This window comes from Burkholderia sp. BCC0506, assembly GCF_902833145.1.
Classification (GTDB): domain Bacteria; phylum Pseudomonadota; class Gammaproteobacteria; order Burkholderiales; family Burkholderiaceae; genus Burkholderia.
In genome coordinates this window covers 217,250-242,773 of record NZ_CADFEN010000012.1, presented here as the reverse complement: position 1 = coordinate 242,773, position 25,524 = coordinate 217,250, and the positions used below count along the sequence as shown (strand labels likewise).

At 68.7% G+C, this 25,524-nt stretch carries 27 protein-coding genes and 1 tRNA gene; 12 read left to right on the top strand and 16 right to left on the bottom strand.

Going from position 1 to position 25,524, the window contains the following annotated elements; genetic code table 11:
• Positions 1 to 58: 58 nt before the first annotated feature.
• The gene (locus HWX62_RS26125) at positions 59 to 1,135 is read right to left on the bottom strand and encodes an NAD(P)-dependent oxidoreductase (RefSeq protein WP_279610478.1); all 1,077 of its coding nucleotides are present in this window, start codon (positions 1,133 to 1,135) and stop codon (positions 59 to 61) included.
• On the opposite strand from HWX62_RS26125, the gene HWX62_RS26120 reads away from it, so the two are divergent.
• Positions 1,025 to 1,795 carry a Mut7-C RNAse domain-containing protein gene (locus tag HWX62_RS26120; RefSeq protein ID WP_175933062.1) on the top strand — a complete coding sequence of 257 codons (771 nt, stop codon included), beginning with the start codon at positions 1,025 to 1,027 and terminating at the stop codon, positions 1,793 to 1,795. The genes HWX62_RS26125 and HWX62_RS26120 overlap by 111 nt on opposite strands.
• Before the next feature lie 80 nt (positions 1,796 to 1,875).
• Here HWX62_RS26120 and HWX62_RS26115 read toward each other — a convergent pair whose 3' ends face one another.
• Positions 1,876 to 2,109, bottom strand: a complete 234-nt coding sequence (locus tag HWX62_RS26115; RefSeq protein WP_006494172.1) for a hypothetical protein — start codon at positions 2,107 to 2,109, stop codon at positions 1,876 to 1,878.
• A 358-nt stretch (positions 2,110 to 2,467) separates the two neighbouring features.
• Between HWX62_RS26115 and HWX62_RS26110 the strand changes: the two genes are divergently transcribed.
• From HWX62_RS26110 to HWX62_RS26095, 4 genes are read left to right on the top strand one after another with little or no spacing between them, the layout of a single operon-like run.
• Positions 2,468 to 3,673: an efflux RND transporter periplasmic adaptor subunit gene (locus tag HWX62_RS26110; RefSeq protein ID WP_175933060.1), complete on the top strand. Its 1,206-nt coding sequence runs from the start codon at positions 2,468 to 2,470 to the stop codon at positions 3,671 to 3,673.
• Positions 3,674 to 3,678: 5 nt separating this feature from the next.
• Complete coding sequence (locus HWX62_RS26105; protein WP_175933058.1) at positions 3,679 to 4,377, top strand: ABC transporter ATP-binding protein; 699 nt, start codon at positions 3,679 to 3,681, stop codon at positions 4,375 to 4,377.
• A 21-nt stretch (positions 4,378 to 4,398) separates the two neighbouring features.
• Positions 4,399 to 5,553 (top strand): ABC transporter permease, encoded by a 1,155-nt coding sequence (locus HWX62_RS26100; protein ID WP_175933057.1) that lies wholly within the window; start codon positions 4,399 to 4,401, stop codon positions 5,551 to 5,553.
• An 8-nt stretch (positions 5,554 to 5,561) separates the two neighbouring features.
• Positions 5,562 to 6,728 carry an ABC transporter permease gene (locus HWX62_RS26095; protein ID WP_175933055.1) on the top strand — a complete coding sequence of 389 codons (1,167 nt, stop codon included), beginning with the start codon at positions 5,562 to 5,564 and terminating at the stop codon, positions 6,726 to 6,728.
• A 19-nt stretch (positions 6,729 to 6,747) separates the two neighbouring features.
• On the opposite strand, the gene HWX62_RS26090 is transcribed toward HWX62_RS26095, so the two are convergent.
• The 3 genes from HWX62_RS26090 to HWX62_RS26080 all read right to left on the bottom strand — a co-directional run bounded on the left by HWX62_RS26090 (position 6,748) and on the right by HWX62_RS26080 (position 9,589).
• The gene (locus HWX62_RS26090) at positions 6,748 to 8,079 is read right to left on the bottom strand and encodes a carotenoid oxygenase family protein (RefSeq protein WP_175933053.1); all 1,332 of its coding nucleotides are present in this window, start codon (positions 8,077 to 8,079) and stop codon (positions 6,748 to 6,750) included.
• 15 nt (positions 8,080 to 8,094) lie between these two features.
• Complete coding sequence (locus HWX62_RS26085) at positions 8,095 to 8,733, bottom strand: DUF2239 family protein (protein ID WP_175933051.1); 639 nt, start codon at positions 8,731 to 8,733, stop codon at positions 8,095 to 8,097.
• A 124-nt stretch (positions 8,734 to 8,857) separates the two neighbouring features.
• Complete coding sequence (locus HWX62_RS26080) at positions 8,858 to 9,589, bottom strand: glutathione S-transferase (protein WP_175933049.1); 732 nt, start codon at positions 9,587 to 9,589, stop codon at positions 8,858 to 8,860.
• A 40-nt stretch (positions 9,590 to 9,629) separates the two neighbouring features.
• Between HWX62_RS26080 and HWX62_RS26075 the strand changes: the two genes are divergently transcribed.
• From HWX62_RS26075 to HWX62_RS26065, 3 genes are all read left to right on the top strand, one after another.
• Positions 9,630 to 10,604, top strand: coding sequence for a LysR substrate-binding domain-containing protein (locus tag HWX62_RS26075; RefSeq protein WP_175933047.1), 975 nt, complete (start codon positions 9,630 to 9,632; stop codon positions 10,602 to 10,604).
• Between the two features lie 213 nt (positions 10,605 to 10,817).
• On the top strand, positions 10,818 to 12,158 hold the full coding sequence (locus tag HWX62_RS26070; RefSeq protein WP_175933045.1) for an MFS transporter: 1,341 nt from the start codon (positions 10,818 to 10,820) through the stop codon (positions 12,156 to 12,158).
• 62 nt (positions 12,159 to 12,220) lie between these two features.
• Complete coding sequence (locus HWX62_RS26065; RefSeq protein ID WP_175933043.1) at positions 12,221 to 13,618, top strand: enolase C-terminal domain-like protein; 1,398 nt, start codon at positions 12,221 to 12,223, stop codon at positions 13,616 to 13,618.
• A gap of 79 nt (positions 13,619 to 13,697) precedes the next feature.
• Here the strand turns inward: HWX62_RS26065 and HWX62_RS26060 are convergent, their stop codons facing one another.
• From HWX62_RS26060 to HWX62_RS26020, 9 genes are all read right to left on the bottom strand, one after another.
• The gene (locus HWX62_RS26060) at positions 13,698 to 15,329 is read right to left on the bottom strand and encodes a flotillin family protein (protein WP_244136098.1); all 1,632 of its coding nucleotides are present in this window, start codon (positions 15,327 to 15,329) and stop codon (positions 13,698 to 13,700) included.
• Between the two features lie 182 nt (positions 15,330 to 15,511).
• Positions 15,512 to 16,171 carry a YqiJ family protein gene (locus tag HWX62_RS26055; RefSeq protein WP_175933041.1) on the bottom strand — a complete coding sequence of 220 codons (660 nt, stop codon included), beginning with the start codon at positions 16,169 to 16,171 and terminating at the stop codon, positions 15,512 to 15,514.
• A 33-nt stretch (positions 16,172 to 16,204) separates the two neighbouring features.
• Positions 16,205 to 16,909, bottom strand: coding sequence for a PspA/IM30 family protein (locus HWX62_RS26050; RefSeq protein ID WP_175933039.1), 705 nt, complete (start codon positions 16,907 to 16,909; stop codon positions 16,205 to 16,207).
• 33 nt (positions 16,910 to 16,942) lie between these two features.
• Positions 16,943 to 17,473 (bottom strand): hypothetical protein, encoded by a 531-nt coding sequence (locus HWX62_RS26045; protein WP_175985258.1) that lies wholly within the window; start codon positions 17,471 to 17,473, stop codon positions 16,943 to 16,945.
• A 221-nt stretch (positions 17,474 to 17,694) separates the two neighbouring features.
• A tRNA-Ala gene (locus HWX62_RS26040) sits at positions 17,695 to 17,770 on the bottom strand.
• Positions 17,771 to 17,835: 65 nt separating this feature from the next.
• Positions 17,836 to 18,198, bottom strand: coding sequence for a c-type cytochrome (locus tag HWX62_RS26035; RefSeq protein ID WP_175930872.1), 363 nt, complete (start codon positions 18,196 to 18,198; stop codon positions 17,836 to 17,838).
• On the bottom strand, positions 18,195 to 18,995 hold the full coding sequence (locus tag HWX62_RS26030) for a BON domain-containing protein (protein ID WP_175930873.1): 801 nt from the start codon (positions 18,993 to 18,995) through the stop codon (positions 18,195 to 18,197). The genes HWX62_RS26035 and HWX62_RS26030 overlap by 4 nt, the downstream gene beginning before the upstream one ends.
• Before the next feature lie 17 nt (positions 18,996 to 19,012).
• Complete coding sequence (locus tag HWX62_RS26025) at positions 19,013 to 19,597, bottom strand: SIS domain-containing protein (RefSeq protein ID WP_175930874.1); 585 nt, start codon at positions 19,595 to 19,597, stop codon at positions 19,013 to 19,015.
• A gap of 126 nt (positions 19,598 to 19,723) precedes the next feature.
• Positions 19,724 to 20,152: a YraN family protein gene (locus HWX62_RS26020; RefSeq protein ID WP_175931031.1), complete on the bottom strand. Its 429-nt coding sequence runs from the start codon at positions 20,150 to 20,152 to the stop codon at positions 19,724 to 19,726.
• A 49-nt stretch (positions 20,153 to 20,201) separates the two neighbouring features.
• Here HWX62_RS26020 and rsmI point away from each other — a divergent pair, with 49 nt between their 5' ends.
• The gene (gene rsmI / locus HWX62_RS26015; RefSeq protein ID WP_175930875.1) at positions 20,202 to 21,089 is read left to right on the top strand and encodes a 16S rRNA (cytidine(1402)-2'-O)-methyltransferase; all 888 of its coding nucleotides are present in this window, start codon (positions 20,202 to 20,204) and stop codon (positions 21,087 to 21,089) included.
• A gap of 78 nt (positions 21,090 to 21,167) precedes the next feature.
• Here rsmI and HWX62_RS26010 read toward each other — a convergent pair whose 3' ends face one another.
• A complete protein-coding gene (locus HWX62_RS26010; protein ID WP_175930876.1) occupies positions 21,168 to 21,779 on the bottom strand; it encodes a septal ring lytic transglycosylase RlpA family protein in 612 nt (203 codons plus the stop codon).
• Between the two features lie 655 nt (positions 21,780 to 22,434).
• Here HWX62_RS26010 and HWX62_RS26005 point away from each other — a divergent pair.
• From HWX62_RS26005 to HWX62_RS25995, 3 genes are all read left to right on the top strand, one after another.
• A complete protein-coding gene (locus HWX62_RS26005) occupies positions 22,435 to 23,079 on the top strand; it encodes an MBL fold metallo-hydrolase (protein ID WP_175930877.1) in 645 nt (214 codons plus the stop codon).
• Positions 23,076 to 23,735, top strand: a complete 660-nt coding sequence (locus HWX62_RS26000) for an exonuclease (RefSeq protein WP_175930878.1) — start codon at positions 23,076 to 23,078, stop codon at positions 23,733 to 23,735. Before HWX62_RS26005 ends, HWX62_RS26000 begins: the two co-directional genes overlap by 4 nt.
• Positions 23,736 to 23,814: 79 nt before the next feature.
• A complete protein-coding gene (locus HWX62_RS25995) occupies positions 23,815 to 24,285 on the top strand; it encodes an Lrp/AsnC family transcriptional regulator (protein ID WP_006477376.1) in 471 nt (156 codons plus the stop codon).
• Positions 24,286 to 24,336: 51 nt separating this feature from the next.
• On the opposite strand, the gene HWX62_RS25990 is transcribed toward HWX62_RS25995, so the two are convergent.
• The gene (locus HWX62_RS25990; protein ID WP_175930879.1) at positions 24,337 to 25,494 is read right to left on the bottom strand and encodes a cation diffusion facilitator family transporter; all 1,158 of its coding nucleotides are present in this window, start codon (positions 25,492 to 25,494) and stop codon (positions 24,337 to 24,339) included.
• Positions 25,495 to 25,524 lie beyond the last annotated feature (30 nt).

Here is a 25,524-nt window from a genome sequence, read left to right as displayed (position 1 = left end):
GGAATGAAGGGAAAACGAACTGCCGATTATGCCGTGCGCACGGCGCTTCTGTCGCGTGTCAGCGGCCGGCGCGGCGCAGCGCGGCCTCGCCGAGCACCGCGAAATCCTGGTCGCCGCCGCCGTGCGCGAGCGCGTCGAGCAGGCTGTCGCGCACGACGCTCGCCACCGGCAGCGGCACCGACGTCGCGTCGCCGGCCTCCAGCGCGAGCCGGACGTCCTTCAGCCCGAGCCGCGCCTTGAAGCGCGCGGGCTCGTAGCGGCGCTCGGCGATCATCGCGCCGTAGCCTTCGTAGACGGGCCCCGGAAACACGCTGCTCGTGATCACGTCGAGGAAATCGCGCATCGCGACGCCGTGCGCGCCGAGCAGCGCGGACGCTTCGCCGAGCGTCTCGATCGCCGACGCGAGCGTGAAGTTCGCGGCGATCTTCGCGACGTTCGCGTGCTGCGGCAGCGAGCCGAACCGCCAGGTCTTCTGGCCGATCGCGTCGAACAGCGGCTGCACGCGGTCGATCGCCTCGGCCGGGCCGCCCGCCATGATCGTCAGGCGCGCGGCGGCCGCGACGTCCGGCCGCCCCATCACCGGCGCGGCGACGTAGTCGATGCCGCGCGACGCATGCGCGTGCGCGAGCGATTCGGCGAGCGCGACCGACACCGTCGCCATGTTCACGTGGATCAGCCCGCGCGGCGCCTGGGCCAGCAGCGCATCGTCGAACACCGCGCGCGCGGCGGCATCGTCGCCGAGCATCGAGAACACGACGTCGCCGCGAAACGCGTCGGCCGGCGTGTCGACGACCTGCGCGCCGAAGGCCGCGAGCGGTTCGGCCCGCTCGCGCGACCGGTTCCAGACCCGCACCGTGTGGCCCGCCTTCAGCAGGTTCGTCGCGATCGCCTGCCCCATTTCGCCCAGCCCGATAAACCCGAGATCCATTTCCCGCTCCTTCGCTCCGTGAAGCCGCGAGTTAAACACAGATGCCGGCGCTCTGCAGCGCCTGCCGCCGCCCGGGCGCGGTGCGATACTGCACGGATGGCGACCGCGACCTTCCGCTTTCACGGCGAACTGAACGCCTTTCTCGCGCGCACGCAGCGCGACCGGGCGTTCGCGCACGCGTGCGCCCGCGACGCGACGCTCAAGCATGCGATCGAGGCGCTCGGCGTCCCGCACACCGAAATCGGCCGGCTGTACGTGAACGGCGCGCCGGCCGCGCCCGACCGGCCGCTCGACGACGGCGACCGCGTCGAAGTCTTTCCCGAGCGCGCACGGCCGGCGGTCAACGGCGCCACCGGCCGGCCGCCGGCACCGTGGCGCTTCGTCGCCGACGCGCACCTGGGCGGCCTCGCGCAACTGCTGCGCCTCGCCGGCTTCGACACCTGCTACGACAACCACTACCGCGACGACGAACTCGCGGCGCTGGCCGAGCGGGAGAACCGGATCGTGCTGACCCGCGACCGCGAGCTGCTCAAGCGGCGTGCGGTCGCGCGCGGCTGCTACCTCCATGCGCTGCAGCCGGCCGACCAGTTGCGCGAACTGTTCGAGCGGCTCGATCTCGCGCCGCACATGCGGCCGTTCCGGCTGTGCCTGCGCTGCAACGCGCCGCTGCATCCGCTCGATGCGGCAGCCGCCGCGCCGCGCGTACCGGCCGGCGTCCGGCAGCGGCACCGGCGCTTCGCGGCGTGCGACGTGTGCCGGCGCGTGTTCTGGGAGGGCTCTCACTGGCGGCGCATGCGCGCTGTGGTCGACGCGATGCGCGCGCCGCCGCGCGCGCGGCGCGACGAACCGGGCGAACCCGGCGCCTGAAAAAAACAAAACCCCGCATGCCGGAGCATGCGGGGTGGGCCGACCGATGACCGGCAATGCCGGCCGTGGCGGCGAACCGCTTAGTTCTGCGTGCCTGCGTCGTTCGTGCCGGCGGCCGATGCGGCAGCAGCCTTCGCCTGGCCCTTCTTCGAACCGTGGTGCTTCAGCTGGTGCTTCGGCTTGCTGTGATCCTTCTTGGCCGGTGCCGGCGCGGCGGCCGACGTGTCGGCTGCCGGCGCGGACGCCTGTGCGAATGCCGAAACCGATGCGAGCGCGAATGCCGCGGCGATGATCGAAGCGAGCGTCTTCTTCATTGTTCTTCCTTTAGCGGAGAAAAAATCAAACGTACCGGTAATCAAAGATGCGAGGCATTCGCACCGGAGCCCCAGGCCGCGAGGCCGGCTTTCGCCGTTCCGCCGCGACAAAACCTGACGCACTGGTTCCATAACGCACCGCGTTCGCGGCCAGTTGACACGTTGCCTACGGCCTCGGGTTTCCCCGGGGGCGGGCGCGTCAGACCGCGCCGGCAGGCGACGCAGGCCGTCGCCGCGCGGCGCCGCAAACCGGCTCGCGCGCCGTCGGGACGACGCTTATACTGGCGTCCATCCGTCCCTTTCCCCGGAAACCGGATCGCGGCCGTCACACGACCGCCGCCGTCTCGAGGCGCTCAAATTGCCCGATCACAATCTGGACAAACTGAAAATCGACCGGCGTCCGATCGCACCGGTGCCGCGCCGGCGCCGGTGGGCACGCTATGCGGTCGCCGCCGCGCTCGTCGTCGTCGCGATCGTCGCCGGCCTCGCGCTCACCGGCCGGCCGAGCGTCGACACCACGTCCGTCACCTCCGCCTACCCGTACCAGAACGACACGCAGCTCAATGCGACCGGCTACGTCGTGCCGCAGCGCAAGGCCGCGGTCGCGTCGAAGGGCCAGGGGCGCGTCGAATGGCTCGGCGTGCTCGAAGGCACGCGCGTGAAGCAGGACGAGATCATCGCGCGGCTCGAAAGCAGCGACGTGCGGGCGTCGCTCGGTCAGGCGCGCGCGCAGGTGCAGGTCTCCCGCGCGAACCTCGGCGTCGCCCAGGCCGAGCTGAAGGACGCGGAAATCGCGCTGCGCCGCACGGCCGCGCTCGCGCCGCGCGGCGCCGTGCCGGCCGCACAGCTCGACACCGACACGGCCCGCGTGAACAAGGCGCGCGCCACGCTCGCCAGCGACCAGGCCGCGATCGCGTCGGCCGAAGCGAACGCGCAGGCCGCGCAGGTGGCGGTCGACCAGACGGTGATCCGCGCGCCGTTCGACGGCATCGTGCTCGCGAAGCACGCGAACGTCGGCGACAACATCACGCCGTTCTCGTCCGCATCGGACAGCAAGGGTGCGGTCGTGACGATCGCCGACATGGACACGCTCGAGGTCGAGGCCGACGTCGCCGAATCGAACATCGCGAAGATCCGTGCCGAGCAGCCGTGCGAGATCCAGCTCGACGCGCTGCCCGACATGCGCTTCGCGGGCCGCGTATCGCGCATCGTGCCGACCGTCGATCGCTCGAAGGCCACCGTGCTCGTGAAGGTGCGCTTCGTCGATCGCGACGAGCGCGTGCTGCCCGACATGAGCGCGAAGATCGCGTTCCTGTCGAAACCCGCATCGCCGCAGGACCGGCAGCCGGTGACGGCCGTGCAGGCGAGCGCGGTGGTCGAACGCGACGGCCGGCCGGTCGTGTTCGTCGTGAAGGACGACGCCGTGCATGCGGTGGCCGTGACGAAGGGCACGCGGATCGGCGAGCTCGTCGCGGTGCGCGGCGTGAAGCCCGGCGACACGGTCGTGCTCGCGCCGGGCGCGAAGCTGAAGGACGGCGCGAAAGTGACCGTCGCGAAGAAGTAGCGCGCGTGAACGACGCCCCGCCGCCCCTCGTCGAGCTCAGCCACGTCGCGAAGTCGTACCGGCGCGGCAACCAGGTCGTGCCCGTGCTGACCGACATCACGCTCGACATCGGCGAAGGCGACTTCGTCGCGCTGATGGGGCCGTCGGGCTCCGGCAAGAGCACGCTGCTGAACCTCGTGGCCGGCATCGACCGGCCCGACAGCGGCGAGCTGCGCGTCGGCGGCCTCGACATCTCGCAGCTCGCCGAGGCGCAGCTGGCCGAATGGCGCGCGGCGAACGTCGGCTTCATCTTCCAGTTCTACAACCTGATGCCGGTGCTCACCGCGTTCGAGAACGTCGAGCTGCCGCTGATGCTCACGCAGCTGTCGCGCCGCGAGCGGCACGAGCGCGTCGAGCTCGTGCTCGACATGGTGAATCTCGGCGATCGCACGAGCCATTACCCGTCCGAGCTGTCGGGCGGCCAGCAGCAGCGCGTCGCGATCGCGCGCGCGCTGATCACCGATCCGGTGCTGATCGTCGCCGACGAGCCGACCGGCGACCTCGACCGCGCATCCGCCACCGACGTGCTCGCGATGCTGCAGCGGATGAACGCCGAGCTCGGCAAGACGATCATCATGGTGACGCACGACGCGCACGCGGCCGGCGCCGCGCGCTCGGTCGTCCATCTGGAAAAAGGGGAGCTGATCGATGGGCACGCCGGCTGACCGGCAACGGGAGCGCGCGCCATGTACGTGCTGAAGCTGATCGCGCGCAACGCGCTGCGGCACCGGCTGCGCACGCTGCTGACCGTGCTCGGGCTGACCATCGCGGTGCTCGCGTTCGGGCTGCTGCATACGGTGGTCGACGCGTGGTACGCGGGCGCGGCGGCGGCCTCCAGCGGCCGGCTCGTCACGCGCAACGCGATCTCGCTCGTGTTTCCGCTGCCGGTGAGCTACGAGAACCGGATCCGCGGCGTCGACGGCGTGACGGCCGTGGTCCGCTCGAACTGGTTCGGCGGCATCTATCGCGACCCGAAGAACTTCTTCGCGAGCTTCGCGGTGTCGGAGAACTACCTCGACCTGTACCCGGAATTCATCCTGCCGGCGCAGCAGCGCGCCGACTACGACCGCGACCGCCGCGGCTGCCTCGTCGGCCGCCAGCTCGCGACGCAGTTCGGTTTCAAGGTCGGCGACGTGATCCCGCTGAAGGGCACGATCTATCCGGGCACGTGGGATTTCGTCGTGCGCGGCATTCTCGACGGCCGCGACGATTCGACGATCACGCGCCAGCTGGTGTTCCACTGGGATTACCTGAACGAGACGGTGCGCAAGCGCACGCCGAAGCAGGCCGACCAGGTCGGCGTGTTCGTGCTCGGTGTCGCGAACCCCGACGACGGCGCGTCGATCGCGCGCCACGTCGATGCCGTGTTCAGGAACTCGCTCGCCGAAACGCTGACCGAGACCGAGCAGGCGTTCCAGCTCGGCTTCGTCGCGATGTCGAACCAGATCATCGCCGCGATCCGGCTGGTGTCGTACGTGGTGATCCTGATCATCATGGCCGTGATGGCCAACGCGATGGCGATGAGCGCGCGCGAGCGCACGGCCGAATACGCGACGCTGAAGGCGCTCGGTTTCGGCCCGGGGTTCCTCGCGCTGATCGTGTTCGGCGAATCGGTGCTGATCTCGGTGGCCGGCGGCGGGCTCGGGATGCTCGCGACGCCGCCCGCCGCGAGCCTGTTCAAGCAGGCGGCCGGCGGCATCTTCCCGGTGTTCAGGGTATCGACCGAGACGGTCGCGCTGCAGGCCGCGTGCTCGATCGCGGTCGGCCTCGCGGCCGCGCTCGTGCCGGCGTGGCAGGCGGCGCGCGTGCGCGTCGTCGAAGGCCTGCGGGCGATCGGATAGCGACGCGCATGGCCATTCCCCTCACCTACATCGCGCGCAACCTGTGGACCCGGCGCCTCACCACCGCGTTGACCGCGGGCGGCATGGCGCTCGTGATCTTCGTGTTCGCGACGGTGCAGATGCTCGATGCGGGGCTCACGAAAACGCTCGTGTCGACCGGCGAACCCGACAACGCGGTGGTGATCCGCAAGGGCGCCGAGACCGAGATCCAGAGTTCGATCGATCATCAGCAGGCCAACGCGCTCGAAATGCACCCGGCCGTCGCGCTCGGCCCCGACGGCCGGCCGCTCGTGTCGAAGGAAGCCGTCGTGCTGATCTCGCTCGTGAAGACGTCGAGCGGCAAGCCGTCGAACGTCGTGATCCGCGGCGTGTCGCCGGCCGGCCTCGCGCTGCGCCCGCACGTGACGCTCGCGGCCGGCCGACCGTTCGCACCGGGCTCGTCGGAGATCGTCGTCGGCAGCGCGATCGCGAAAGGCTTCAGCGGCACGCAGCTCGGCGACCGCCTCCATTTCGCGCAGCGCGACTGGACCGTCGTCGGCATCTTCGACGCGGGCGGCAGCGGCTTCGACTCGGAGATCTGGGGCGACGTCGATCAGCTGATGCAGTCGTTCCGGCGCACCAGCTATTCGTCGATGGTGCTGCGCATCCCGAGCGCCGACGGCTTCGCGCGCTTCAAGGCCGACATCGACGTCGACCCGCGCCTGACCGACGAGGCGAAGCGCGAGCAGACCTTCTACGGCGACCAGTCGAAGGCGCTGTCGACGTTCATCAACATCCTCGGCATCACGCTGTCGACGATCTTCTCGATCGCCGCGATGATCGGCGCGATGATCACGATGTATGCGTCGGTCGCGAACCGCGTGGCCGAGATCGGTACGCTGCGCGCGCTCGGCTTCAAGCGCACCAGCGTGCTCGCCGCGTTCCTGCTCGAGGCGCTGCTGCTCGGCTTCGTCGGCGGCGTCGCGGGGCTCGCGTGCGCGTCGCTGATGCAGTTCGCGTCGTTTTCGACGACCAACTTCCAGACCTTCTCGGACCTGTCGTTCCGCTTCGTGCTGACGCCCGCGATCGTCGTGAAGACGCTGCTGTTCTCGCTCGTGATGGGGCTCGTCGGCGGCTTCCTGCCCGCGATGCGCGCCGCGCGGCTGAAGATCGTCGACGCGCTGCGCGCGCAGTGACGCGCGCCGCCGCTCACGTTCAACGCTCGCGCGGCACCCACGCGCCGTGGAACCCGGCCGGCACGCGGCGCGGCAGGTGGACGGTCGCCACCGGCTCGGCGTCGATCGCGCGCGCATCGAGGATCACGACGTCGCTCGTATCCGTCGCCGCGCGGTAGACCATCACCAGCAGCCAGCCGTCGTCCTCGTCGGTGCCGCCCGGGCGTGGCACGAACACCGGCTCGCCGTTCTGGTCGCCGGCCGGCACCGCGTAATGCATCGTCGTGCCGCGCGCGTGATCGAAGCGCATCACGCCGCGCATTTCCGCGTTGTTCGGCTGCTCGACCGCATACAGATAGCGGTACCGGCGCCCGGTGCGGCTTTCGTTGATGCGCGGCAACTCGAGGCCGCCGTCGGCGAGCGGCCCTTCGTCGATCAATCCGTTCGCGGTATCGATCACGTAGCGCCACAGCTCGCCGACCGGGTTGTCGGCGAAGCGGCCCGTGCGCGCATCGAGCCGCAGGAACGACGGATAGCGCACGGCGTCGAGCACGATGCACGACGCGTCGCAGTCGTACGCGTTCACGACGTGCTGGATGAAACACGGCTCGATGCCGAACCAGCGTACGTCTCCGCCGTGGCGCGGGATCACGCCGAGGCGCGCCGGCCGCTCGTCGTGCCAGCGCAGCGGCATCCGGTGGCCCTGCTTCAGCAGCGAGAAGTCGTAGCCGACGTTCAGGTCGAGCAGCAGGCTGCGGGTTTCGGTGATCGCCAAGTCGTGCATCATCGACGGCGCGCTCAGCTCGATCTCGACGTCGACACGCTTCACACCCGTCGCGTCGATCACGCCGTAGCGCAGCCACGGCGCGCGCCAGTCCGCACGGAACAGGATCAGCTCGCCGGTCACCGGATCGACCTTCGGATGCGCGGTCATCCCGCCGTCGAAGCCCGCGTGGCGCGCCGGCAAGCCGAGCGTGTCGAGCGCGGCGGTGATCGCGAGCGGCGTGCCGCCCTCGGCCAGCGCGAGCAATTCGCCCGCATGCTGCAACACGTTCACGTTCGGATTGGTGTCGGGCAGATGGGGCGCCTGCCCCGGCGCGTGCACGGCGGCCCAGCGCTGCGTGCGCGCCCAGCGGTTCCGGTAGCCGGCCGCGCGGCCGTCGGCGAACGCGATCGCATGCAGCATCGCGGCCTCCGGCCACCACGACAGCATGTCGTTGCCAGCGAAGCGGCCGCCCGGCGGGTTCGGGCCGTTGCGCAGCAACGTGCCGTCGAGTTCGCGCGGAATGGCGCCCGTCACGCGCAGCTCGACGAGGTCGACTTCGTCGGCGACCGGCGCGAGCGCGCCGCGGTTCAGGTCGAATACGGTCATCGCGTCGGCGCTCCGTCAGCAGTCCGCGGCGGCCGGCGGCAGCTCGCCGCGCGCCAGGGCGAGCGCATGGTCGCGCACGTCGTCGGGCCAACCGGCGATCAGCTCGGCCAGCCGCGCCGGATCGTTCGCATACAGCGCCCGCGCGGCTTCCTCGAAACCGGGCAGATCGCCCGCCATCGCCGACATGAAGTGGTACGCGCGGGCCTGCGCGTCGCGGTGCCGGTCGGCCGCCGCATGCGTGCGCCGCGCGTCCTCGACGAGCTTGCGCAGCGCCACCGACGCGCCGCCCGGCTGCGCGCCGAGCCATTCCCAGTGACGCGGCAGCAGCGTGACCTCGCGCGACACCACGCCGAGCTTCGGCCGGCCGCGGCCGCGCGGTTCTCCCGCGCCCGCGCCCTCGCCTGCCGGCTCGCCGGCGCTACCGGACGCGTCGGCCGACGGCCGCGCATAGCGCGCGCGAATGTCGTCCGCCGTGCCGCGCAGGTCGAGGTCGATCGAGCGGCCCGTCGCGTCGTCGAAGATCAGGATCGAACCGGGCATCGCATCGCCGGCCGCCTGCCGGACCGCGAGCGCAACCGTCGCGAGCGGGCCCGACGCGAGCCGCCGGTGGCCGTCGAAGGCCGTGTACGAAGGGAGAAGCGTGGAAGAAGTCATCGTGGTCGCCCGCAGGCTGGAATCGGAACGACGCTATTTTTATCCGGGTATTAATTGAATGTCAATATTATCCGGGTATAAATATCGAGCGTGGATCTTCCTGACAGGCGACCGGCATGGCCGATCAGACCGCGCGCGCCGGCGCCGCGATGCCGCGCGCGCTCGCCAGCGCGTCGTCGAGCGACACATGCCCTTCGAATGCCGACGACGCCGGCAGCGGCAGGTTCTCCTCGATCGCGTGCGCGAACTGCACGCCGGCATCGTCGGCGAGCCGCGCGCGCAGCGCGGCGACGCGCGGGAACGCGTCGCGCTCGAACACCGCGTGATAGTCGGCCCAGCGTGCGATTCCCGTGAAGTACGCGTCGGCCAGCGTGCGCCGCGCGCCCAAGAGCCACGGGCCTTCGCCGCGCTCGAGCAGCGTTTCGAGCTGCCGATGCGCCTTCAGCACCTTGCCGCGACCGTACGCCTGCAGCACCGCTTTCTCGGCGCCTTCGGTGTCGTGTTCGTACACGTACCAGAGCGCGCCGAACGCGTTGAAGAACGTCGTGTTCAGCCACGCCAGCATCCGGTTCAGCCGGTCGAAATCCGTGCTGCCCTGGCGGAACGCGAGGCCGCTGTCGAGCGCCTGCGCGCCGATATGGCCGAGGATCGCGATGCTTTCGGTCAGCACGTCGCCGGTCGCGGTGACGAACGCCGGCGTCTCGGCGACGGGGTTCAGCGCGAGGAACGCATCGCTCGTCACGGCGCCCGGCATCGTGATGCGCGACAACCGGTACGGGCGGCCGGTCCATTCGAGCGCGACGATCGAGCCGAACGAGCAGCCGGCGGGAATACCGTAGAGAAGGATCGGGGACATCGGTGAATTCCGCGGAAGTTGAACGAGCGGTCATGCTCCCATGGCGAACGATGGCGCAGTAGCCGCTAAAATCGAAACCCGTCGTTTCTCCATGTGGACGCTGACAGTGAATCTGAACGATCTCTACCTGTTCGTGCAGGCGGTGGATGCCGGCAGCATGTCGGCGGCCGCGCGCCGCCTCGACCTGCCGAAATCGACCGTCAGCAAGCGCGTGGCCGAGCTCGAGCGCACGCTCGGCGCGCGGCTCGTGCACCGCACGTCGCGCAGCTTCCGGCTCACGCCGGTCGGCGCCGAATTCTTCGAGCATGCGCGCGCCGCCGTGATCGAGGCCGACAGCGCGCGCGACGCGGTGCTGCGGCAGGCCGCCGAGCCGGCCGGCGTCGTGCGGATCACGAGCTCGGTACCGGTCGCGCAGCACATCCTCGCGCCGTGCCTGCCGGCGCTCGCGATCGCGCACCCGAAGCTGCTGCTGCAGGTTCATGCGAGCGACCGGCTCGTCGACATCGCGCAGGAAGGCTTCGACATCGCGGTGCGCAGCCACTTCGCGCCGCTGCCCGATTCCGCGCTCGTACAACGGCCGCTCGCGGCGTCGCCGATGGTCGTCGTGGCCGCGCCGGCCTATCTCGCGCGGGCCGGCACGCCCGACACGCCGACGGAACTCGCGCAGCACGACGGGCTCCACCCGGGCCCGCAGCCGTGGCGGCTGCAGCGCGGCAGCGACGCCGTCGACGTGACGCCGCGCCTGCGCCTGCAGGCCGACGAATCGACGCTGCTGCTCCACGCGGCGACGGCCGGCCTCGGCCTCGCGTGCCTGCCCGACTGGATCGCCGGCGCCGCGCTCGCGTCCGGTGCGCTCGTGCGCGTGCTGCCCGGCTGGCACGCCGGCACCGTCACGACGACGCTGCTGATGCCGCATCGGCGCGGCCAGTTGCCCGGCGTGCGCGCCGCCGTCGAGTTTCTCGCGCAGCATGTGGCACGACACCACGGCAGCGGCGCGGACGACGCGCGCGTGTGACCGCGCACCTCGTCCCGATCGATTCAAATGCTGAATCGATCAAGTCAGCAATTGGCATGAAAGCGCAAATGTCGACGTGACAGAATGGCCCGGACGCACCGTCTGCACGGCGTCCGGTGCCCGGCCTCGCGCCGGCGGCATCCCAATACATCACGCGCGCACCGACGCGCCTGCCGCCCGACGGCACCTTCCGCCCTTCGGAGGAGACACGTCATGAATCCGCTTCACGCGCTGCCGGCGTCCGCGTCGGCAACGGCCCGGCGCACCCGCGTGCGCTGGCTGGTGCTGGCCGTGCTGTTCGCGGTCACGACGATCAACTACGCAGATCGCGCGGCGATCGCGATCGCGGGGCCCAGCCTCGCCCGCGCGCTGCACCTGAGCCACGTGCAGATGGGCTTCATCTTTTCCGCGTTCGGCTGGTCGTACGTGATCGCGCAACTGCCGGGCGGCTGGCTGCTCGACCGCTACGGATCGCGCATCGTCTATGCATGCAGCATCTTCTTCTGGTCGCTGTTCACGCTGCTGCAAGGCGGGATCGGCTTCTTCGGCGGCGCGGCCGCGTTCGCGCTGCTGTTCGGGCTGCGCTTCCTGGTCGGCGCGGCCGAGGCGCCGTCGTTCCCGGCCAACAGCCGGATCGTGTCCGCGTGGTTCCCGGCGCCCGAACGCGGCACCGCGTCGGCGATCTTCAACGCCGCGCAGTACGCGGCGACCGTCGTGTTCGCGCCGCTGATGGGCTGGCTCGTGCACGCGTTCGGCTGGCAGTCGGTGTTCGCGGTGATGGGTGTGCTCGGCTTCGCGTTCGTGCTGGTGTGGAACCGCACGATGTACGACCCGAAGGACCACCCGACCATCAACCGCGCCGAACTCGACTACCTCGCCGAAGGCGGCGCGCTCGTCAACATCGACCAGGCGGCGGGCGGGCGCCAGGGCGGCCCGTCGATGCGCCACGTGAAGGCGCTGCTGCGAAACCGGATGCTGGTCGGCGTGTACGTCGCGCAGTACTGCATCAACGCGCTCACCTACTTCTTCATCACGTGGTTTCCCGTCTATCTCGTACAGGCGCGCGGGATGTCGATCCTCAACGCGGGGCTCGTCGCGTCGATCCCGGCGGTGTGCGGCTTTCTCGGCGGGATTCTCGGCGGCGTCGTGTCCGATGCGCTGCTCAGACAGGGCCGGTCGCTGTCGGTCGCGCGCAAGGTGCCGATCGTGATCGGCATGCTGCTGTCGATGTCGATGATCGTCTGCAACTACACCGATTCACACGTGCTCGTCGTGCTGTTCATGGCGCTGTCGTTCTTCGGCAAGGGGCTCGGCGCGCTCGGCTGGGCCGTCAACGCCGACACCGCGCCGCGCCAGATCTCCGGCCTGAGCGGCGCGCTGCTCAACACGTGCGGCAACCTTTCCAGCATCACGACGCCGATCGCGATCGGCTATATCGTCGATCGCAGCGGCTCGTTCAACGGCGCGCTCGTCTATGTCGTCGCGCACGCGCTCGTCGCCGTGATCTGCTACCTGTTCGTCGTCGGCGAGATCCGCCGCGTCGAGCTTCAATGAACGGCGCGGGCCGCGCCGACGCCACGGGCGGCCCGCACGCCACCGGAACCAGGAGCGAACCGATGTCCGAACCCAGCCGTGCCGGCACGCCGCGCGTCACGCGCATGCAGGTGATTCCCGTCGCGGGCCGCGACAGCATGCTGCTCAACCTGTGCGGCGCGCACGCGCCGTACTTCACGCGCAATCTCGTGATCCTCGACGACAGCAGCGGGCATACGGGCGTCGGCGAAGTGCCGGGCGGCGAAGGCATCCGCCACGCGCTCGAACGGATGACGGATCGCGTGGTCGGCCAGCCGATCGGGCGCTACCAGGCGACGCTCAACGCGGTGCGCGCGGCGTTGTCCGGCGCGGGCGCCGGTGCCGGCCGCACGATCCGCCACGAAGTGACGTCGGCCGGCGAGGCGGCGGTGCTGCGCCAGCCGCACGAGATCAACCTGCGGCTCGACAACGTGATCACCGCGATCGAAGCCGCGCTGCTCGACCTGCTCGGCCAGCACCTCGACGTGCCGGTCGCGGCCCTGCTCGGCGAAGGCCAGCAGCGCGACGCGGTGCCGATGCTCGCGTATCTGTTCTATATCGGCGACCGGCGCCGCACCGATCTGCCATACCGCGACGAAGCGCAGGCGTCCGACGCGTGGTTCCGGCTGCGCAACGAAGCGGCGCTGACGCCGGCCGCGATCGCGCGGCAGGCCGAAGCCGCGGTCGAGCGCTACGGCTTCGCCGATTTCAAGCTCAAGGGCGGCGTGATGGCCGGCGCGGACGAGATGGAAGCGATCGCGGCGATCAAGGGGCGCTTTCCCGACGCGCGCACGACGCTCGACCCGAACGGCGCGTGGTCGCTCGACGAGGCCGTCGCGCTGTGCCGCGGGCAAGGCCACCTGCTCGCGTATGCGGAAGATCCGTGCGGGCCGGAAGGCGGCTATTCGGGCCGCGAGGTGATGGCCGAATTCCGCCGCGCGACCGGGATCCCGACCGCGACCAACATGATCGCGACCGACTGGCGGCAGATGGATCATGCGGTGCGGCTGCAGGCGGTCGACATCCCGCTCGCCGATCCTCATTTCTGGACGATGCAGGGCTCGGTGCGGCTCGCGCAGCTGTGCCGCGACTGGGGACTCACGTGGGGCTCTCACTCGAACAACCACTTCGACGTGTCGCTCGCGATGTTCACGCATGCGGCGGCGGCCGCGCCCGGCACGATCACCGCGATCGACACGCACTGGATCTGGCAGGAAGGCGATGCGCGACTCACGCGCGAACCGCTCGCGATCGTCGGCGGCAAGGTGGCCGTGCCGGAACGGCCGGGGCTTGGGATCGAACTGGATAGGGCGCAGGTCGAGGCCGCGCATGCGTTGTACAACGCGGTGGGCGGTACGGCGCGCGACGATGCGGTGGCGATGCGATATCTGGTGCCGGGGTGGACGTACGATCCGAAGCGGCCGAGTTTCGGGCGGGGGTGACGGGGCCGCCCGCCGCCGTGCGCTAACCGCACGGCCAGGCCACTCAACCCGGCTACCCCGGCAGCATCCGCATCGTGGGTTACGCCACGCCGTTGCCGGATTCGGGCGGCACTGCCATCTGGACGACGCTCGCTACCGGCGGCGCATCTGGCCGGATATCCGGCACCAATCCTTGCAGCGATCCGCCAGACAGGCCGATCTCGCCGAGCAGCGAATCGATCAGGGGCGCGTGCGCGCGATAGGAGAGCGCGGCCGACATGGCCTGTTCAGCCAGATTGCCGCTCGTCACAGCGGTGGCCGTGCCATCGGCGCTCCCGGCACGATTCAGCCCGTCGACCTGAATGATCTTGATGCCGTCGATCGACTTCATCGGCTCGACGGTCTGCTGGATCACGGCCGGCAGCGCCTGCAGCAACGCCAGCTTGAACTTGAGGCTGGTCTGGTCCGAGGACAGCGCGTTGATCGCGTCGTTGAGCGCGCGCTGCGCCTCCGCCTCCGCGAGTCCTTTCTTGCGGGCTGCCTCAGCCAGTTCGACCATTGCGGCGGCCTGCATCTCCGCGGCGTCGCGCTCGGCCCGCGCTTGCGTCGTGATGTGAACGGCCTGCGTCTCGGCCTCCTGCGCGGCCTCGATCAGCGCGACTTGCTTCGCTCGATCGGCCTCGGCGGTGCGTCGCGTGGTTTCGACCAGTTGTTCCGCCCGTACGGCGTCCGCGAGCGATGCGCTCGCTCGCGCCTGCGCCTGCGATTGCGCCTCGGATTTCTCGGCGATCACGATGGCCTTCTCCTGCTGCGCGATCTCCGTCACTTTCGCCTGCTCGATAGCGGCCATCTGCGTGACCCGCGCCTGCTCGATTTCCTTCACGCGCACATCGCGCTCCGCCTCGACCTTACGCGTGCGCAGTGCCTGCTCCCGCTGGATTTCCGATTCCTGTATCTGCCGCTCGGCGACGATCCGGCTTTGCTCGGCCTCTTGGTGACGCTCGGCCTCGAATGCGGCGATGCGCGCGTTCTGCTCGGCCGTACGCGTCTTGACCTGCTGCTCCTGCTCCAGCTTCATGAACGCCTCTTGCTGGTCGATTTCGAGCTTACGGGACAGCGCGTCTCGATTTTTTTCGCGCACGGCCACTTCGGTGTCCTGCTCGACTTCGTTGCGCTCCTTGCGGCGGCGCTCGGTTTCCTGCGTAAGCTTCGTGAGGCCCTCGGCATCGAACGCGTTGTTCGGATCGAAGTACTCCTTGGACGTCTGGTTGAAGTTGGTCAACGACACGCTTTCCAGTTCGAGACCGTTCTTCGTCAGATCTTCCGCGACGGTGTTCTGCACGCCCTGCACGAACTTCTCGCGAGCGTCCTGCAGGTCCTGCATCGTCATCTGCGCTGCGGTCGAACGCAGCGCATCGACGAACTTGTCGTCGACGAGCGCGCGCAGATTTTCCGGTGCGAGCGTGCGCTGGCCGAGCGTCTGCGCCGCGGTCGACACGCCTTCCTCGGTCGGCTTGACCCGCACGAAGAACGCAACGACCACGTCGACACGCATCCGATCCTTCGTGATGAGGCTGTCACGTGTCGCCCTGCTCACTTCGAGCTTCAGCGTATTCATGTTGATCGGGATCACCTCGTGAAAGACCGGCAGCACCACCGCGCCGCCGCTCATGATCACCTTCTGTCCGCCGAGGCCGGTACGGACAAAAGCCCGCTCGGCGGACGCGCGCACGTAAAGGCGCGCGAAGATCAGGCCGATCACGCAAAGGCCCACCACCACTGCCAATGCGACAGCGCCCCAGTATGAGAGTGCATTCATCATGATGTTTATTCGACTCCTGTATTACGAATGGTGACAGCAACATGCGCCCTCGCGACGTCCGGAATGGCGACGGCCCGTTGGCGAAGAGGAATTCAGAGCAGTTCGGGCAGCGGGTTTTCGATGGCGTGATAGTGCGAACCCGAAATGCGCGACACGAGCAGTACCGTCGTGCCTTTCGGGAACGACTGCCCGGCGTCGTCGGGCTCGACCCGGACGTAATGCGCCTGGCCGTGTTCGTCGACGAGCCGCGCTTCGGCGGGATTGCCCGCCGATGCTTCGCCCGTCACGATTCGTGCGGTGCGGCCGACGAATTCGATTTCGGACAGCGCGGTGGTTTCGCTCTGCGGAAGGATGTGCGCGACCAGCTTGCCGGTGTGCCGCACGAACGGCAGCGCCGCCAGCGCTGCCAATCCCGCGGCGAGCGCAGCCGGCATCATGAAGCCCACCATCGCGTGCAACGCGGCTTGCAATGCGAATCCAGCGACCGAAAATCCAAGGAGAAAGAGGATCATCACAATCAGCAGCGGAACGCGGCCGACGTGCAGCCAGCCGAGAAACTGGCCGACGATGCCGGCGTCCGCGCCGCCATCCACGTGGTCGAGACCGAAATGCAGCACGAGCAGGCTGCCCGCATGCTCGGTGAGACTCAGCCCCAACAGCATCGCGAGGCATTCCAGGATACCGATGGCGCCCATCAGGCCGATTGCGACGATGAACGGCGCATTGCCCGGCAGCAGCAGTGAAGATGTCATTGTCGTTTTGCTCTCAGGTCCACGGACGGCCGATCAGGACACGTCGTCCGTCATTCCGCCCGGGCGAGACTTCAAGCGGGCGATACGCTCTTCAATGCGCTGCTCCTTGTGCAGGACCTCGAGGCGATGCAGCAGCGACGGATCGGCGGACGATGCAGCGGTCCCCAGCCCGGCCACGCCGGTCGCGCCGGCGATTGTCCGATTGAAGCCCTGCTCGAGTTGCTCTGCTCGCGGATCGCTCGTCACCCCGTTGTCCGGCTGTCGCTCGCCAGTGGGAGTACCGATGCCGGCCGCGCGTGCCGCGATCAGCTCGCGAAGCCCCGCCTCCATCTCGCCCCGCTTGGCACGTAGGCCGAGCAGTTCGGACTCGGCGACCTGCGCGCGCTCGCTCGCCTCGTGAAGCGACTGCTGGAGCACGCCAAGTTGATCTTCCAGTTCGATCTGGCGCGCCGCGCCCGCACGCACCGCCGCGTCATCGCTCCTCGCGAGCGCGGTGCCCAGCAGGTCGTTCAGCCGTTCGATTTCATTGTTGATGCGGGCGATCGCCTTGGCTGCCTGGTAGCGCGCGGCTTCGTGCCGCCCGAGCCCCACGCGCGCCTGTCCGATCACGTCGTCGAACTCGCGCAGATACTGCTCCAGAATCACCTGGGGCATGCGGGTTTCCAGAGAACCGATCAGCGCATGGACGTTGGCGGTCAACAGCCTTTTTACCCGGATACCGAAATGTTCTGTCGTCACGACTTGTCGCTCCTTGTGGTGAGAGCAGGCGGCTCAGCTCGCCGCCTGTGCCGGCTGAACGAGGTTCGCCAGCTCTTTGATTTCCCGCACGTACGGATCGAGCACGGCACGATGATACGTGGGGGGATTGCCGGTGACGGCGAGGCGTAACAGACCGAGCAACATCCGCATGCTTTTTGCGGTCAAGCGCGCTTCGAGTTCGCTCGCGGCGTCCGCAATCGCCTGGCCCGGGAGCGCCGCCGTCACGAGACTCGCCATCAAGTCGGGCAATTGCGCGGCAAGCAGCGCGACGAGTTCCGAATGGCGATGCGTCTCGTGCTCATACGCTTCCAGCGCGTCGAGGACAGGCCGTACCTGCTCCCTGAACAGCGCCGCGCACCTAGCGAAGTCGTGCGCGCCCTTGATCCGGCGGCGCGCGTCCGCGATCAGTGCACGAATCTTGTCGCTCGGACTCGTGGCGTCCGGCAGTTGCAGCTCGACCAGCCACGCGAGATCGTCCTCCGGGATTCTTACCGATACGGTTTGCATGACATCCAGCCTCTTCGAGTCGATTGACTCAAGCATAGTCCGTCCGTATGCAAATGTATACGTTTGTATTTTGAGATTGACCCGAAGGCTCTCTGGAGGGTGAGAGCGTGCCGTCGGCCGCGTAGACGAGCAGGCGCAAGGGGAAATGATCGGGGCGAGGTGGAAAGGCGGATGGATCACGCCTCGAAATGCAAAAAACCCCGTGGAGCCACGCTCGACGGGGTTTTCTGAAGGGCATCGGGATGCCGGAATTCTATTGGTGGAGCGGAGGAGGATCGAACTCCCGACCTTCGCATTGCGAACGCGACGCTCTCCCAGCTGAGCTACCGCCCCAACAGTCGACCATCATACACACGCATTTCCGCGCTTGGCAATAGGGGTTGCGTCACCCCGACGCGTTACTTCGACGGCGCGCCGGCCAGCACCCATTCGACCACCGAGCGGACGTCGCCGTCGCTCATGCGCGGATGCGCGGGCATCGGAATCGCGCCCCACACGCCCGAGCCGCCGTCCTTCACCTTCTTCGACAATTTCGCGACGGCCTGCGGATCGGCCTTGTAACGCGCGGCGATATCCTTGAACGACGGCCCGACGAGCTTGCGGTCGGCCGCGTGGCAGCCCATGCACGCGTTGCTGCGCGCGACCTTCAGGCCGTCGCCGACGTCCGCGTGCGCGGTGCCCAGCGTGCCGGCCACGAGCGCCATGGCGGCGGCGCCCTGCACCATCCATCGTTTCATCTGCGTCATCTGCCTGCCCGTCATTGCGCCTTCGCCTTCGGATTGCCCGGATGCACGCTCGACGAATTCGAGATCGGCGCGGGCGGCTGCAGCGGCGTGGACTGCACCGACGCGTCAGGCACCGCGCCGACCGTCGCGCTGTCCGCCGGTGCGGCAGCCGCCTGCGCGCCGGAGGCGCCGCTCGCGGGCGACGCGTCCTGCAGCGCCTGCGCGTCCTGCGGCTTCACGTACTGGAACACCTTCACGACCTTTTCGACGCCCGGCACCTGGCTCGCGGCCTCCGCGCCGCGATTGCCTTCGTCCACCGTCACGAGCCCCATCAGGTAAAGATTGCCGCGCTCGGCGACGACCTTGTAGTAGTTCGCCGAGATGCCCTTCGTCGCGATCAGCTCCGACTTCACGCGCCCTTCGAGATACGAGTCGTTCGCGCGCGACGACAGCGACGACGCCGGCTCGACCGACAGCTCGTTGACGATGCCGTTCACGTTGTTGATGCCGCGCACGATCTCCTCGGCGCGCTGCTTCGACGCGTCGTTCGGCACTTCGCCCGTCAGCAGCACGCGGCGGTTGAACACCGTCACGTTTACGTGCGACTGGTCCGGCAGCCCGTTGTTGATCTGCGAGAGCGACTTGACCTGGATCTCGCGATCCTCCGTCTGCGCGCCGAGCGTGCGGCGATCGGTCGCGATCAGCGCGCCGCCGCCGGCCGCTGCGCCCACGACCCCGAGCACGCAGCCCTGCAGCGACACGGCGAGGCCCGCCGTCAGCGCGGCGAGCAACGTGGTTCTGACGAGCGTCTGTTTGACGCGGCTTTGATTCATCGACGGCTCTCCTTCGTTCAATCCTCACCCAGCAGCATCGCGTCGATGCCGTCGCACAGGCAGTGGATGGTCAGCAGATGGACTTCATGGATGCGCGCCGCGCGAACGGCGGGCACGCTGATCGGAATATCGGTGTCGGACAGCGCGGCCGCGACCGTGTGGTCGTTGCCGCCCGTCAATGCGACGACGGTCATCTCGCGCTCGTGCGCCTCGTCGATCGCCGCGAGCACGCGCGGCGATGCGCCACCCGCGTCGAGCACCAGCAGGATGTCGCCCGTCTGGCCCAGCACGCGCACCTGCTGCGCGAACAACTGCTCGGGGGCCGCGGCGCCCGCGAGGCCGGCCTGCGACGCGTCGGTGGCCAGCGCGATCGCGGGCAAGCCCGGACGCTCGCGCTCGAAACCGCCGACGAGCGACGCGGCGAGGTATTGCGCGGCGGCGGCCGACGGGCCGTCGCCGCACGCGACGATCTTGTTGCCGTTCGCCAGTGCGGCGAACATCGCATCGACCGCGGCTGCGATCGGCAGCGACAGCGCGTCGGCGGCTTCGGCGTGAAGCGCGGCACTGTCGCGGAATTGTTGCTGAATACGTTCGACTGACATCGATTCCTGGTGAACTGGGCGCGTGGCACCGCTCGCGCGACATCGTGGGTGCGGCGAGTTTACCGTACTCCGGCACCCTCTCCAGGGGTCCGGCAAGAACTCTTTACATCTGGTCACAGCTCACGACTACGCATCGTCGGTACGAAATGCGTCGCGCAGCCACGCAAGCCGGCCAGCCTCGAACGCGACGACGTCGAAACGGCACGCGGCGCCGGCGCCATGCCGCGACCAGAACTGCAACGCGGCCGCGACCAGACGCCGCCGCTTGCGCCAGCCGACGCTCGCGGCCGCACCGCCATGCCGGGTATTGCGCCGCGCGCGCACCTCGACGAACACGAGCATGCCGTCGGGCTCGCGCATCACGAGATCGAGCTCGCCGCCGCGCATCGTCACGTTCGCGGCGACGAACCCGAGGCCATGGCGCTCGAGAAACTGCCGCGCGCGCTGCTCGAACGCCGCGCCGACCGGTTTGGATCGCGCCGCGCCGGAAAAGTTGTCGCCCGACTGCGGCCGGCCGCGCGCGCCGGCCGGCCGGGCCGGCGCCGCGTGGCACAATGCCGTCCTTGTTCCTCCGCTCGTGCCGCGATTGCGTGCATTGCCTGCCATGACTGCCCTCCTCGAACTCGCGCATACGCAGCACTACCCGGACGCCGCGCTCTACGTGGTCGCCACGCCGATCGGCAATACGGCCGACATCACGCTGCGCGCGCTGCACGTGCTCGGCCTCGCCGACCGCATCGCGGCCGAAGACACGCGCAACACGGGCCAGCTGCTCGCCCGCTACGGGATCTCGAAGCCGCTCGTCGCCGTGCACGAGCACAACGAACGCGAAGCCGCGCAGCGCGTGATCGAACTGCTGCGCGGCGGCGAACGCGTGGCCTACGTGTCGGACGCCGGCACGCCCGGCATCTCGGACCCCGGCGCGCGGCTCGTCGACGCGGTGCGCGCGGCCGGCTTCGCGGTGGTCCCGCTGCCCGGCGCGAGCGCGGCCGTGACCGCGCTGAGCGTGGCCGGCGACTGGGCCGGCGCGTTCACGTTCGCGGGCTTCCTGCCGCCGAAGGCGAAACAGCGCGCGACCGCGCTGCAGGCGCTGGTGTCGCACCCGTATGCGCTGGTGGTCTACGAAGCGCCGCACCGGATCGCCGACACCGTCGCCGCGCTCGCCGAGGCATTCGGCCCCGCGCGCCGGCTGCTGATCGCGCGCGAGCTCACCAAGCTACACGAGCAGTTGTTCCAGGGCACCCTGGCCGAAGGACAGAGCTGGCTCGCGGGCGACGCGAACCGGCAGCGCGGCGAGTTCGTGCTGGTCGTCGAAGGCGCGCCGGCAGCGAGCGGCGAGGCCGACGACACCGCGCACGACGCACTGCTCAGGCTGCTGCTGGAAGAGGTGCCGGTGAAGAGCGCGGCCAAGGTCGCGGCCGCGCTGACGGGCGCATCGCGCAACACGCTGTATGCGCGTGCGCTCGTGCTGAAGGAAGGCTCGGACGGCTGACGCGCGCCGCCGCCGCGCGGAAACGACAAAGGGCTGCCGGAAGGCAGCCCTTTGTGCATGAGCGGACGATCCGCCGCGTTACTTCGCCGAGATCGACGCGAACATTTCGTCGCGCGCCTCGCGCGCTTCCTGCGGGGACAGCCCTTCGATCTTCACGCGGCCCGTGCCGGCGTGCACGAGGCCGATCACCTTGGCCGCGGCGTACGACAGGTCGAGCACGCGGCCGCGCTTGAACGGCCCGCGATCGTTGACCTTCACGACGACCCACTTGCCGGTCGATGCGTTCGTCACCTTGATGTACGACGACAGCGGCAGCGTACGGTGCGCGGCGGTGAACGCGTTCATGTTGAAACGCTCGCCGTTCGCGGTGCGGCGGCCGTGGAAATCCCGCCCGTACCACGATGCGCGGCCCGTCTGGCGGAATTCGGACACATCCTTGCCGTCGATCGGCTCGGCGTCCGCCAGCGACGACTTCTTCGCGTCCTTGCTGTCGGCCGCCGGCATCGATGCCAGCGCGGAATCGAAATTGAGGGGCTGCTTGTCGTCGTCCGCCTTCGCGGCGGCGACGGTCTTGTCGACCGCCTTCTTCTGGCTCACGCTGCCGGTGGTCTGGCTGGATGGCACCGCACAGCCCGTCAGCGCGAAAAACAATGCAATGGTTCCGAATCGGCTCGGAAAACGTAAATTCATCGACGTGTCGCCTTCTGGTTCGGGCCGCATCGATACAACGCTGCTTCACAACGCAGACATGCGGCCCGGACGGCAAATGCGTGCACGCCCCGCTCGGATACGAGCAGGCGGCTAGCATGGGCGCGGCGTTCGTCTAGGCCGCAACCGTCCTGATTAGCTTTCACGTCTGGCGCAACCTGTCCCCAACAGCCTGACCAGACCCCACATGCCGCCATCGAACATGGCTCCACGTTCGCGCGCGTCGATACGACCAACGCACAGGAACGGCGGCACAGGCCTCATCCGGCGGCGCGGCAGCAGGGCCGCAGGCGGGCGCGCAGCACCCGGCCGGACAAGACGTGAGCACCGAATGTTCGGTGCTGGATACACCGCCGGACTCCCCGGCGGCCGATGCTTGACGGTGAATCGGACGCCTCGTTTAACGGGGCCGAAACACCAGCGAATTGCGTGAAATTCACGTGCAATGGGGCGCATTATACATAAATCAAAACCTTGTCTCGAAAAGCGCCCGCGGCGGACCATTGATTCTCGCTATGGCTGTAACAATCGGCATGCTCAGGGAATGCCCTGATCCGCACGCCGCGGCACGCATCGCACGGCCGGCAGGCCGCACGCACGACCGGTACAATCGCTCCTTTTAGCCGCCGGTGCCCCCATGAAAGTCACGCTCATTCCGGTCACGCCGTTCCAGCAGAACTGCTCGCTGCTCGTCTGCGAGAAGACGGGCCGCGCCGCCGTCGTCGATCCGGGCGGCGACCTCGACCGGATCGAACAGGAAGTCGCGCGGCAGAACGTGCAGGTCGAGAAGGTGCTGCTCACGCACGGACACATCGATCACTGCGCGGGCGCGAAGACGCTCGCGACGCGCTACGGCGTGCCGATCGAGGGGCCGCAGGAAGAAGAACGCTTCTGGATCGAGAAGCTGCCGATGCAGAGCGAACGCTTCGGCTTTCCGGCCGCCGACGCCTTCGAGCCCGACCGGTGGCTGAACGACGGCGACACCGTGCGGTTCGGCGACGAGACGCTCGAGGTCTATCACTGCCCGGGCCACACGCCTGGCCACGTCGTGTTCTTCAGTCGCGCGCATCGCGTCGCGATCGTCGGCGACGTGCTGTTCGCGGGCTCGATCGGCCGGACCGATTTCCCGCGCGGCAATCACGAGGATCTCGTGCGTTCGATCAAGGAAAAGCTGTGGCCGCTCGGCGACGACGTCACGTTCGTGCCCGGTCACGGCCCGGTGTCGACGTTCGGCGACGAGCGCCGCACGAACCCGTTCGTGTCCGACAAGGTATTCGGATGAACCAGACCGCCATCCCCGAAATTTACGTCAGCACCGACGTCGAGGCGGACGGCCCGATTCCCGGCCCGCACTCGATGCTGAGCTTCGCATCGGCCGCCTATACCGAGGACAAGCAGCTGATCGCGACGTTCTCGGCGAACCTCGAGACCCTGCCCGGCGCGCACGCGCACCCGGTGCAGGAAGCGTGGTGGAAGACGGAGCCGGAGGCCTGGGCCGCATGCCGGCGCGATCTGCAGACGCCCGAGGCGGCGCTGGTCGCGTACGTCGAATGGGTCGAGGCGCTGCCCGGCAAGCCGGTGTTCGTCGCGATGCCGGCCGGCTTCGATTTCACGTTCATGTTCTGGTACATGATGCGCTTCGCGGGGCGCTGCCCGTTCTCGTGGTCGGCGCTCGACATCAAGACGCTCGCGTTCGCGATGACGGGCCTGCCCTATCGCAAGGCGATCAAGCCGCGCTTTCCGAAGCACTGGTTCGACGACCATCCGCACACGCACGTCGCGCTCGACGACGCGATCGAGCAAGGCGCGCTGTTCTGCAACATGCTCGCCGACCTGCGCCGGCAGCAGGCCGCGCTCGCGGGCCTGGCCGTGTCGGACACCGATCGGTCGGACAGCGCGGGGGCGGGACAAAACCCCACGGATCCGCGAGCAAATTAGCGAATCTCGCTCAACAGCGCGTCGCCAGATTGCCTTTCCTTTCCCGGCCCTCTAACATTCAGCGTGTTGTAGCTGCCGCATGGAGGCGCAGGTGACGCTCGATTCCTTTTCGCAAAAAATCCTTCGCCTGTTGCAGCTCGACGCGCGCCGTTCCGTCCAGGAAATCTCCGACCAGGTCGGGCTGTCGAGCACACCGTGCTGGCGCCGCATCAAGGACATGGAACAGTCGGGCGTGATCCAGCGCTACACGGCGCTGCTCGATCGCGAGAAGCTCGGCCTGCACGTGTGCGCGCTCGCGCACGTGCACCTGACGCGCCACAACGAAGGCGGCGTCGAGCAGTTCGAGCGCGAGATCGCCACCTGCCCGGAAGTCACCGAGTGCTACAGCACCACCGGCGAAGCCGATTACATCCTCAAGATCGTCGCGCCGGACATCAAGGCCTACGACGTATTCCTGCACGAACGCATCTTCAAGATCCCGGCCGTGTCGCAGGTGCGCACGAGCGTGGTGCTGCGCGAAATCAAGTTCGACACGCAACTGCCGCTGTAACGCGCGGGCCGGCCCGAGCGGCGCGCCGCCTTGACGGTTGCGGGCTGCCCGTCACGTCCGCGCGGGCAACGTGCGCGTGAAGCCGATCCGGCGCGCGCCGAACTCGCGCTTCAGCGTATCGATGTCGAGCCGGTCGGCCAGCGCCGCATCGGTGTCGCGCGGATCGCTGTCGAGCGTCACGTCGACCTCGAGCCCCGTACTCAGGTAGTGCAGGTTGATTGCCGCCGCGTGCAGCCCGCGCTGCGCGAGCGCGGCCTCGAGCCGGGCCGCGAGCTCGCCGCGCGGCGGCAGCGCGAGCGCCGGACGGCGCGCCGCGTCGTTCTCCGGGTCGACGTGGATCAGCGCGTCGAGCACGCGCGGGTCGGACAGCACGCGCGCACGCGCGGTCTCGGCGATGTAGTGGCCTTCGGAGACGGAGATCTTCGGATCGACGAGGATGTGCGCATCGACGAGCGCGGCATCGCCCATCTTGCGCGTGCGCAGGTCGTGCACGTCGCGCACGCCGGGCGTCGCGGCGAGCAGCGCGCGGATCTCGGCCGTGTCGGCCGTATCGAGCGCGCGATCGGAGAGGTCCTGCAACGCGTCATAGCCGAACGTCCAGCCCATGCGCGCGACCATGAAGCCGACGATCGCCGCCGCGATCGGGTCGAGCAACCGCACGCCGGCCAGGCTGCCGACGATGCCGAGCGCGACGACGAGCGACGACGCGGCATCCGAACGCGCATGCCACGCGTTGGCGACGAGCATCGCCGAGCGCACGCGCCGCGCTTCGCGCAGCATGTAGCGAAACAGCGCTTCCTTCGACACGAGCACCGTCAGCGCCACGATCAGCGCGGAAAAATGCACGGCCGGAATGTTGTCGAGATTAACGAGGCGGTCGCCGGCGCGCCAGAGCATGCCGATGCCGACCGCAATCAGGATCGCGCCGAGAAACAGCGACGCGACCGTCTCGTAGCGGCTATGGCCGTAATTGTGGTCCGCATCCGGCGATGCGCCGCTATGCCGATTCGCAACCAGCACGACAAAATCCGAGATCAAATCGGAAATCGAATGCACGCCGTCGGCAATCAATGCCTGCGAATGCGCAATCACGCCGACGACGATCTGAAATGTCGCAAGCACGACATTCAGGACAATACTGACGAGCGTGCTCTTGCGCGCAACGGCGTGCTTATCTGGGCTCTGCGCGTCGCCGGAAAACGTGGACATGAAATATGAGATATCGGTGTGCGGTACGCA

What these genes read in the sequence shown, in the direction of transcription:
- HWX62_RS26120 (WP_175933062.1), top strand. Translation starts at nt 1,025, where the DNA reads ATGGCGACCGCGACCTTCCGCTTTCACGGCGAACTGAACGCCTTTCTC.
- HWX62_RS26125 (WP_279610478.1), bottom strand. Translation starts at nt 1,135, where the DNA reads ATGCTTGAGCGTCGCGTCGCGGGCGCACGCGTGCGCGAACGCCCGGTC.
- HWX62_RS26115 (WP_006494172.1), bottom strand. Translation starts at nt 2,109, where the DNA reads ATGAAGAAGACGCTCGCTTCGATCATCGCCGCGGCATTCGCGCTCGCA.
- HWX62_RS26100 (WP_175933057.1), top strand. Translation starts at nt 4,399, where the DNA reads ATGTACGTGCTGAAGCTGATCGCGCGCAACGCGCTGCGGCACCGGCTG.
- HWX62_RS26095 (WP_175933055.1), top strand. Translation starts at nt 5,562, where the DNA reads ATGGCCATTCCCCTCACCTACATCGCGCGCAACCTGTGGACCCGGCGC.
- HWX62_RS26090 (WP_175933053.1), bottom strand. Translation starts at nt 8,079, where the DNA reads ATGACCGTATTCGACCTGAACCGCGGCGCGCTCGCGCCGGTCGCCGAC.
- HWX62_RS26085 (WP_175933051.1), bottom strand. Translation starts at nt 8,733, where the DNA reads ATGACTTCTTCCACGCTTCTCCCTTCGTACACGGCCTTCGACGGCCAC.
- HWX62_RS26080 (WP_175933049.1), bottom strand. Translation starts at nt 9,589, where the DNA reads ATGTCCCCGATCCTTCTCTACGGTATTCCCGCCGGCTGCTCGTTCGGC.
- HWX62_RS26075 (WP_175933047.1), top strand. Translation starts at nt 9,630, where the DNA reads ATGGCGAACGATGGCGCAGTAGCCGCTAAAATCGAAACCCGTCGTTTC.
- HWX62_RS26070 (WP_175933045.1), top strand. Translation starts at nt 10,818, where the DNA reads ATGAATCCGCTTCACGCGCTGCCGGCGTCCGCGTCGGCAACGGCCCGG.
- HWX62_RS26065 (WP_175933043.1), top strand. Translation starts at nt 12,221, where the DNA reads ATGTCCGAACCCAGCCGTGCCGGCACGCCGCGCGTCACGCGCATGCAG.
- HWX62_RS26055 (WP_175933041.1), bottom strand. Translation starts at nt 16,171, where the DNA reads ATGACATCTTCACTGCTGCTGCCGGGCAATGCGCCGTTCATCGTCGCA.
- HWX62_RS26045 (WP_175985258.1), bottom strand. Translation starts at nt 17,473, where the DNA reads ATGCTTGAGTCAATCGACTCGAAGAGGCTGGATGTCATGCAAACCGTA.
- HWX62_RS26035 (WP_175930872.1), bottom strand. Translation starts at nt 18,198, where the DNA reads ATGACGGGCAGGCAGATGACGCAGATGAAACGATGGATGGTGCAGGGC.
- HWX62_RS26030 (WP_175930873.1), bottom strand. Translation starts at nt 18,995, where the DNA reads ATGAATCAAAGCCGCGTCAAACAGACGCTCGTCAGAACCACGTTGCTC.
- HWX62_RS26025 (WP_175930874.1), bottom strand. Translation starts at nt 19,597, where the DNA reads ATGTCAGTCGAACGTATTCAGCAACAATTCCGCGACAGTGCCGCGCTT.
- rsmI (WP_175930875.1), top strand. Translation starts at nt 20,202, where the DNA reads ATGACTGCCCTCCTCGAACTCGCGCATACGCAGCACTACCCGGACGCC.
- HWX62_RS26010 (WP_175930876.1), bottom strand. Translation starts at nt 21,779, where the DNA reads ATGAATTTACGTTTTCCGAGCCGATTCGGAACCATTGCATTGTTTTTC.
- HWX62_RS26005 (WP_175930877.1), top strand. Translation starts at nt 22,435, where the DNA reads ATGAAAGTCACGCTCATTCCGGTCACGCCGTTCCAGCAGAACTGCTCG.
- HWX62_RS26000 (WP_175930878.1), top strand. Translation starts at nt 23,076, where the DNA reads ATGAACCAGACCGCCATCCCCGAAATTTACGTCAGCACCGACGTCGAG.
- HWX62_RS25995 (WP_006477376.1), top strand. Translation starts at nt 23,815, where the DNA reads ATGGAGGCGCAGGTGACGCTCGATTCCTTTTCGCAAAAAATCCTTCGC.
- HWX62_RS25990 (WP_175930879.1), bottom strand. Translation starts at nt 25,494, where the DNA reads ATGTCCACGTTTTCCGGCGACGCGCAGAGCCCAGATAAGCACGCCGTT.